This is a genomic window from Oleiphilus sp. HI0061, from assembly GCF_001635675.1.
Genome location: NZ_LWFE01001070.1, coordinates 1 through 2,933, shown reverse-complemented (window position 1 = coordinate 2,933; position 2,933 = coordinate 1). Strand labels below are relative to the sequence as shown.

At 46.5% G+C, this 2,933-nt stretch carries 1 protein-coding gene; it reads left to right on the top strand.

All coding sequences use genetic code 11. From position 1 onward, the window contains the following. The coding region (gene gltB / locus A3735_RS14865; protein WP_068638217.1) for a glutamate synthase large subunit at positions 1-2,933 on the top strand (2,933 nt) is incomplete at both ends.

The window sequence follows — 2,933 nt, the reverse complement described above, 5'->3', positions numbered from 1 at the left end:
TGGCTTTGGCGTCTGATGAAGAATTCTACGTTTGTAGTTTGTCAGAAAAAGTCGTGTCTTATAAAGGGCTGATGATGCCGGTTGACCTGCCGAATTTTTATTTGGATCTGGGTAATCCAGATGTTGAGACAAGCATTTGTGTTTTTCATCAGCGTTTCTCCACTAATACTATGCCAAAGTGGCCACTAGCCCAGCCATTTAGATGTATTGCTCACAACGGTGAAATTAATACGATTGAAGGCAATAGAAACTGGTCTACAGCGAGAACAAGCAAGTTTGCTACAGACGAACTGCCTGAGCTGGGAGAATTATCTCCTTTGGTGAATCGTACTGGTTCAGATTCTTCCAGTATGGATAATATGCTTGAGGTACTTCTGGCAGGTGGTGTAGACCTATTCCGTGCCGTTCGTATGATGATTCCACCTGCATGGCAGAACGTTGACACCATGGATAGCGAACTACGTGCTTTCTATGAATATAACAGTATGCATATGGAACCATGGGATGGACCGGCTGGTCTGGTTCTAACTGACGGCCGTTACGCCGTCTGTTTACTGGATAGAAACGGTTTGCGCCCAAGTCGTTGGGTTATCACTAAGAATGGTTACATTACAGTTGCATCCGAAATTGGAACTTATGGCTATAAGCCGGAAGATGTTGTTGCTAAGGGTCGAATTGGTCCTGGACAGATTCTAGCGGTTGATACTGAAACGGGTGAAGTGCTACATACTGATGATATCGATAGCCGCCTTAAGTCTGCTCACCCTTATAAAAAGTGGCTAAAAGAAAACGCGGTTCGTATTGAGGCAACGCTAGACAAAGATCATGAAGCGTTCCAAGCAATGGATGCTGATACCCTAAAGACGCACATGAAGATGTTCCAGGTGACTTTCGAGGAACGAGATCAGGTATTGCGTCCATTAGCTGAGGCGGGCCAGGAAGCAGTAGGTTCGATGGGTGATGATACGCCAATGGCAGTATTGTCGACTCGTGTTCGTTCAGTTTCAGACTACTTTAGACAGAAGTTTGCTCAGGTGACTAACCCACCGATTGATCCATTGCGTGAAGCGATTGTTATGTCTCTGGAAACCTGTGTGGGTGTAGAGCAGAACGTATTTGAAGAAACGCCTGAGCATGCGAAGCGAATTATTTTGGCTACGCCGGTACTGACACCTGCGAAGTTTAGCTGCTTTAGCTCGGATAAAGATGGTTTTGAACATGCCTTGATTAGCCTTCAGTACAAAGAAGAGACTGGCTTAAGGCAAGCAATTGTTGATGTGTGCCAGCAAGCAGAAGAAGCTGTTAGACAAGGCAAGGTTGTGCTTGTTTTGTCGGATAAAGATATCGAACCTGGCTTATTACCACTAAATGCCTTTATGGCAACGGGTGCAGTGCATCACCACTTGGTTGAGAAGGGCTTACGTTGCGACTCGAATATTATTGTGGAGTCTGGTTTTGCCCGTGACCCTCATCACTTCGCGGTGTTGTTTGGTTTTGGTGCTACGGCAGTCTTCCCTTACTTGGCTTATCAGGTTATGAGTGACCTGATCAGTACGGGTGAGATGCTGATGGACCCAATCGAGGCGAAAAATAATTATCGTCGCGGTATTGGTAAGGGCTTGTTGAAGATCTTATCGAAGATGGGTATTTCTACAATTGCTTCTTACCGTGGCGCTCAATTGTTTGAAGCAGTAGGTCTTGCAGACGATGTTGTTGACCTATGCTTTAAAGGTGTCGCAAGTAGAATTCAGGGTGCTGATTTTGAAGACCTGCAATCAGAGCAAGCACTGTTGGCTAAAGAAGCTTTCAAGGCGCGTAAATCGATCCAGCCAGGTGGTTTACTGAAGTTTGTTCACGGTCAGGAATATCACGCCTTTAACCCGGATGTTGTCAATACAATTCAGCAAGCAGTTGAGTCGGGCGATTACTCTGTTTACCAGAAGTACGCAACCTTGGTAAATGAACGTCCAGCGTCATCCTTAAGGGATTTGTTTGCTTTAAGTGATTCTGCTAAAGAGATTCCTTTAGACGAAGTAGAGCCGGTAGAGAATATCTTCCCTCGTTTTGACTCGGCAGCAATGTCTTTGGGAGCTTTGTCTCCTGAAGCACATGAAGCACTTGCTGTTGCAATGAACCGTCTAGGTGGCCGCTCTAACTCTGGCGAGGGTGGTGAAGATGCAGCGAGATTTGGTACGGAAAAACGTTCCAAGATCAAGCAGATCGCATCAGGCCGATTTGGTGTAACGCCACACTACTTGCGTAATGCTGATGTCTTGCAGATCAAAGTTGCCCAAGGTGCGAAGCCCGGTGAAGGTGGTCAGTTACCAGGTGGTAAGGTAAATAACCTGATTGCGACATTAAGATATTCGGTGCCAGGTGTGACCTTGATTTCACCGCCACCGCATCACGATATTTATTCTATCGAAGACTTGGCGCAGCTAATCTTTGATTTGAAGCAAGTTAATCCAAAGGCATTGGTTTCTGTGAAACTGGTATCTGAACCGGGTGTTGGTACTATCGCCGCAGGTGTTGCCAAGGCTTATGCTGATTTGATTACAGTTTCCGGTTATGACGGTGGCACGGCTGCAAGTCCGCTAACCTCTATCCGATATGCGGGTTCTCCTTGGGAGCTTGGTTTGAGCGAGGCTCACCAGACTCTGCGCGGCAATGACTTGCGTGGCAGCGTCCGTCTGCAAACCGATGGCGGTTTAAAGACAGGTCTGGATGTTGTTAAAGCGGCGATACTGGGTGCCGAGAGTTTTGGTTTCGGTACCNCGCCTATGGTTGCTTTGGGTTGTCGTTATTTGAGAATTTGTCATTTGAACAACTGTGCGACGGGTGTTGCGACTCAGAACGAATTACTTCGTGATGAGTACTTCAACGGTACCGTAGAAATGGTAATGAACTTCTTCCGCTTTGTTGCGAAAGAAGCG